Consider the following 5,788-nt stretch of genomic DNA (forward strand, 5'->3'; position numbering starts at 1 on the left):
ATATTATATATTATTTCTGATGGTGTTTATTTATTAGTATATTATATAATTGGTTATAGAAAAAAAGTAGTTTTTAATAATTTAAAGCTTTCTTTTCCTGAAAAGACTGACAAAGAACTTATAAAAATTAGCAAAAAATTTTACCACCATTTTGTTGATGTTTTTATTGAAATGATAAAATCGTTTACGGTATCTAAAGAAGCAGTTTATAAAAGGTACAAATTCCCAAATATTGATTTTTTTACAGAATTATATAAAGACGGTAAAAGTGTAATTTTAGTAGGTCCCCATTATGCAAATTGGGAGTGGATAATGAGCGTAGATTCTTTTGTTTCCTATAAAGGATATGCTGCCTATACGAAAGTAAACAACAAGTATTTTAATAATAAAATACTAAAATCTAGAACTAAATTTGGAACTTCATTAGTACAAACTTCTAAAATTATTTCTGAAATTAAATACAATCAAAAAAACAACATACAAGCTATGTATGGTTTGCTTAGCGATCAATCTCCACAGTTAAAAAAGACTTTTTATTGGAGTGAATTTTTAGGCGTTAAAGTTCCCATTCATACAGGAGCAGAAATGCTTGCAAAAAGGTATGATTTAAATATGGTATTTATGGACGTAAAAAAAGTAAAGCGTGGCCATTATGAAACCACATTTAGTTTAATAACAAACGATGCTCCTAAATTTAAAGATTACCTATTAACTGACATTTTTTTAGAAAAAGTTGAAAAACAAATTAGAACAAAACCAGAATATTATTTTTGGACACATAGACGATTTAAACACAAAGACAAAGCTCCAGAATAAAAATTCAAAGTATTAACACCAATTAAATTATGAGTAAGAAATTTAAATATGAGGCAGATCCTTCACGTTATGACAAAATGAATTATAGAAGAACAGGAAATAGCGGATTGTTGCTTCCTGAACTTTCTCTAGGTCTATGGCATAATTTTGGAAAAAAAGACGATTTTAAAAATGCTAGAAATCTACTAAAGTGTGCTTTTGATAATGGAATTACACATTTCGATTTAGCAAATAATTACGGACCACCTTATGGCTCTGCTGAAACAACCTTCGGAAAAATCTTAAAAAAAGATTTCAAAAAATATAGAGACGAATTAATTATTTCATCAAAAGCTGGGTATGATATGTGGCCTGGACCTTATGGCGAATGGGGATCAAAAAAGTATTTAATGGCTAGTTTAGATCAAAGCCTAAAACGTATGGGTTTAAATTATGTCGATATTTTTTATTCTCATAGACCAGATCCTGAAACTCCTTTAGAAGAAACTATGGGTGCTTTAGACTTAATGGTACGTCAAGGAAAAGCCTTATATATAGGTATTTCAAGTTATAGTGCTGAAGACACTGCAAAAGCCTCTAAAATTTTAAAAGATTTAGGAACTCCTTGTTTAATTCATCAACCGAGATACAGTATATTTGACCGTTGGGTTGAAAACGGATTACTCGATACGATTGAAAAGGAAGGCGTTGGTGCAATTGCTTTTTCCCCATTGTCACAAGGAATGCTTACCGATAAATATTTAAATGGTTTCCCAAAAGATTCTAGAGCTGTAAAAGATGGGCGATATTTAAATACAGATCAAATAGAACAGCAACTCTCAAAAATTAAGCAGTTAAATGAAATTGCTAGAAACAGAAATCAAAGTTTGGCACAAATGGCTATTTCTTGGATATTAAAAGATGAAAGAATCACATCTGTATTAATTGGAGCCAGTAAAACTGAACAAATTTTAGATAGCTTAAAGGCTATAAGAAATACTGCTTTTTCTGATGAAGAATTAACATTAATTGATAAAATTTCAAAATAATTCTTGCTCTCTAAGCACTTACAAAACTCTATAAAAAAAAGCGGCAAAATTGCCGCTTTTTTTTTATAATCTTTATTTTTAAAATTATTTAAATTCTAAAATTGTCTTTTTTATAATCGCAACACATTCTAGCAATTGCTCTTTAGTCATTACTAATGGAGGAGCAAAACGAATTATATTTCCGTGTGTCGGTTTTGCTAATAAACCATTATCCCTTAATTTAATACAAATATCCCAAGCAGTAGTGCTATCTTCAGTATCGTTAATTAAAATTGCATTCAACAAACCTTTACCACGTACTCCATTTACCAAACTACTTGCATCAACAAGTTTTTGTATTTCACTTCTAAAAAGTTCACCTAAAATATTTGCATTTTCTGCAAGTTTTTCATCTTTAACAACTTCTAAGGCAGCAATTGCAACAGCACACGCCAAAGGATTTCCTCCAAAAGTAGAACCATGTTGTCCTGGCTTTATAACATTCATAATTTCATTATTAGCAAAAACAGCAGAAACTGGATACACACCACCGCTTAAAGCTTTTCCTAAGATTAGAATATCTGGTTTTACTTCGGGTGTTCCCGAACAATCTTTATTTTCACAAGTACAATTTCCGCAGGTTGCTAATAAACGTCCAGTTCTTGCGACTCCTGTTTGAACTTCATCTGCAATAAAAAGTACATCATTTTTTTCGCATAAAGTTTTTGCCTTTGCTAAATATCCTTCAGAAGGAACATAAACACCAGCTTCACCCTGAATTGGTTCTACTAAAAAACCAGCAATATTTTTAGTCGTTTTTAAAGTACTTTCTAAAGCTTCTAAATTATCGTACTCAATTTTTATAAAACCAGCTGTAAATGGTCCAAAATTTTTACGCGCATCTTCATCATTAGAAAAAGAAATTATTGTAGTTGTACGTCCATGAAAATTATTTTCGCAAACTATAATTTGTGCTTCATTTTCTGGAATCCCTTTTTTCTCATATGCATATTTTCTACATAATTTTATAGCAGTTTCAACTGCCTCTGCACCCGTATTCATTGGTAATACTTTATCAAAACCAAAATAATCAGTTACATATTTTTCGTAATTACCTAACACATCATTATAAAATGCGCGCGATGTTAATGTTAATTTACTGGCTTGTTCCGTTAAAGCATTAATTATTGTTGGGTGGCAATGTCCTTGATTTACGGCTGAATAGGCAGATAAAAAATCGTAATACTTTTTTCCTTCTACATCCCAAACATATACACCTTCTCCTCTACTTAAAACTACAGGAAGTGGATGGTAATTATGAGCTCCGTATTTATTTTCTAAATCGATTGCTTGTTGCGATGTTACTTTTTCTGAAATCATTTCAATAAAATTCTAAATTAAAAAATAATCAATTCCTCATTTAAAGGAGAGAAATCACCCTAATTTTTCGCAAATTACAAAATATTTAACGGATTTTTATTACTTCAAAAAAGAAGTATTAAAACAAAATAAAAATGTCATAAAAATCACATAAGGTTAAAATTATTTGAATAAATTTGTTTCAATTATAATTAAATAAAAAAAAATGAGAAAATCAGTTTTAGTGTTAGGTTTAGTTGCTGCAATATTTACAAGTTGTGGTGATAAAAAGAAAGAAGAAGTAAAAAAAGAAGTTGAAACAAAAGTTGAAGAAGTAAAAAAAGAAGTTGCTGCTGATCCGGTAGACAATATTGCATTAGGTAAACAATTATTTACAGATAAAACATGTACAACTTGTCATCAGCCAGATGCGAAAGTTATTGGTCCTTCAATAAAAGATATTGTTAAAGTTTATGATGAACAAAATGGTAATCTTGTAAAATTCTTAAAAGGAGAATCTCCTGCAATTGTTGATACTGATCCAGGTCAGGTTGCAATTATGAAAGCGAACTTAGACGGTTTTGTAAAAGACTTATCTGGAGACGAATTAGCTGCACTTGCTGCTTATATGAGAAGTGTAGAATAACACACTAAACAATTTAATTAAAAGCATCTCTTTTCGGGGTGCTTTTTTTGTGTTAAAATATTACATTTGCAACATGGCAAGAAGAAAGAAACAACTTATTTTTGAAAATATAGAAGTAATAGATGCTGGTGCAAGAGGAAAAACTGTTGCAAAAGCACCTGACGGACGTGTAATTTTTTTAACAAACACAGTTCCTGGCGATGTTGTTGACATAAGGACTGGAAAAAAAAGAAAAGCATATTTTGAAGGAACTGCAATAAAGTTTCATAAATATTCTGACAAAAGAACCGAACCTGTTTGCGAACATTTTGAGCATTGTGGTGGTTGTAAATGGCAAAACATGAAATATGAACACCAACTTGCCTATAAAGAAAATGAAGTTAAAAACAATCTAATTAGAATTGGTCATTTAGAATTACCTGAGATTACTCCTATATTAGGTTGCGAAAAAACTTATTTTTACAGAAATAAAATGGAATTTTCGTTTTCAAACAGCCGTTGGCTAACCTTGGAAGAAATAAATTCTGAAGAAGAAATTGATAATAGAAATGCATGTGGATTTCATATTTCTGGAATGTGGGATAAAATTTTAGATGTTTCTAAATGTCATTTACAAGAAGATCCGTCAAATGATATTCGTAATTTTATTAAGAATTATGGTATAGAAAACGGACTGGAATTTTTTAATCCAAGAGAACAATCTGGATTATTACGCACCATAATGTTACGGATTTCTTCAACAGGAGAAATTATGGTTGTAATTCAATTTTTTAAAGAAGATAAACTAAAACGTGAAGGCTTATTAAATGCCCTTGCTGAAAAATTTCCAGAAATTACATCACTTCAATATGTAATTAATGGTAAAGGAAATGATACTTTATACGATCAAGATATTATTTTATTTAAGGGAAGAGATCATATTTTCGAAGCAATGGAAGGTTTAAAGTTTAAAATTGGACCAAAGTCATTTTATCAGACAAATTCCACTCAAGCTTACGAATTATATAAAATTACACGAAATTTTGCTAATTTAACAGGCAACGAAGTAGTGTACGATTTTTATACAGGAACAGGAACAATTGCTCAATTTGTTGCAAAAAATGCTAAAAAAGTAATTGGAGTAGAATCTGTTCCAGAAGCAATTGAAGATGCTAAACTTAATGCACAATTAAATAACATTGACAACGTTGAATTCTATGCAGGTGATATGAAAGATGTTTTTAATAATAGTTTTATAAAAAAACACGGACAGCCAGATGTTATTATTACAGATCCTCCAAGAGATGGAATGCATAAAAATGTGGTAGCTAAAATTTTGGAAATTGCACCAAAACGCATTGTATACGTGAGCTGTAATTCGGCAACCCAAGCACGCGATTTAAGTTTAATGAAAGAACAATACAACATTATTAAAACACAAGCTGTAGATATGTTTCCACAAACACATCATGTAGAAAATGTGGTGCTTTTAGAATTAAAATAATTATGAGAAAAGCCCATTAATAGGGTTTTTAATACAAAATGACCAATACCAATCTTCATAAATAATTAAAAATTAGTAGTTTGGTGAAAATTTATTTAAATGAAAAAACACATTACTTTACTGGTTATAGCGTTTGCATTAATAATTAGTTGTGAAAAAGATGATATTTGTTTGGAAAATACTACTCCAAATTTAATGCTCAAGTTTTATAATTTTGAAAATGATACACTTGTAAAAACTATAAAGATAGATTCTATTAGAGTTCTTAATAAAGGTTTAATTTCTAATTATACCGCTAAATCTTTCGACTCAATACAAATTCCACTTGATATAAACCAATATACAACAAGTTATCAGATTACATCTGGGAATTTAGCTGATACCATTTATTTTAGTTACGATAGAAACGATATATTTGTATCTAGATCGTGTGGTTATAAAACCAATTTCGAAAATTTAGCTATTGATAGTACCACA

General features: G+C 29.8%; 6 protein-coding genes. 5 read left to right on the top strand and 1 reads right to left on the bottom strand.

The window, feature by feature from the left end:
• Positions 1 to 816, top strand: an 816-nt coding sequence (locus AB1Z17_RS09940) for a lysophospholipid acyltransferase family protein (RefSeq protein ID WP_368051650.1), incomplete at its 5' end; no start/stop codon positions are given.
• Positions 817 to 845: 29 nt separating this feature from the next.
• Positions 846 to 1,844 carry an L-glyceraldehyde 3-phosphate reductase gene (gene mgrA / locus AB1Z17_RS09945; protein WP_368051651.1) on the top strand — a complete coding sequence of 333 codons (999 nt, stop codon included), beginning with the start codon at positions 846 to 848 and terminating at the stop codon, positions 1,842 to 1,844.
• An 84-nt stretch (positions 1,845 to 1,928) separates the two neighbouring features.
• Here mgrA and rocD read toward each other — a convergent pair whose 3' ends face one another.
• On the bottom strand, positions 1,929 to 3,203 hold the full coding sequence (gene rocD, locus AB1Z17_RS09950) for an ornithine--oxo-acid transaminase (protein ID WP_368051652.1): 1,275 nt from the start codon (positions 3,201 to 3,203) through the stop codon (positions 1,929 to 1,931).
• A 205-nt stretch (positions 3,204 to 3,408) separates the two neighbouring features.
• Between rocD and AB1Z17_RS09955 the strand changes: the two genes are divergently transcribed.
• The 3 genes from AB1Z17_RS09955 to AB1Z17_RS09965 all read left to right on the top strand — a co-directional run.
• Positions 3,409 to 3,828 (top strand): c-type cytochrome, encoded by a 420-nt coding sequence (locus tag AB1Z17_RS09955; RefSeq protein ID WP_368051653.1) that lies wholly within the window; start codon positions 3,409 to 3,411, stop codon positions 3,826 to 3,828.
• A gap of 73 nt (positions 3,829 to 3,901) precedes the next feature.
• Positions 3,902 to 5,311: a 23S rRNA (uracil(1939)-C(5))-methyltransferase RlmD gene (rlmD, locus tag AB1Z17_RS09960; protein WP_368051654.1), complete on the top strand. Its 1,410-nt coding sequence runs from the start codon at positions 3,902 to 3,904 to the stop codon at positions 5,309 to 5,311.
• 99 nt (positions 5,312 to 5,410) lie between these two features.
• Positions 5,411 to 5,788: DUF6452 family protein (locus AB1Z17_RS09965; RefSeq protein WP_368051655.1), on the top strand; the 378-nt coding region annotated here is incomplete at its 3' end.

The organism is Lutibacter sp. (assembly GCF_040883305.1).
Classification (GTDB): domain Bacteria; phylum Bacteroidota; class Bacteroidia; order Flavobacteriales; family Flavobacteriaceae; genus Lutibacter.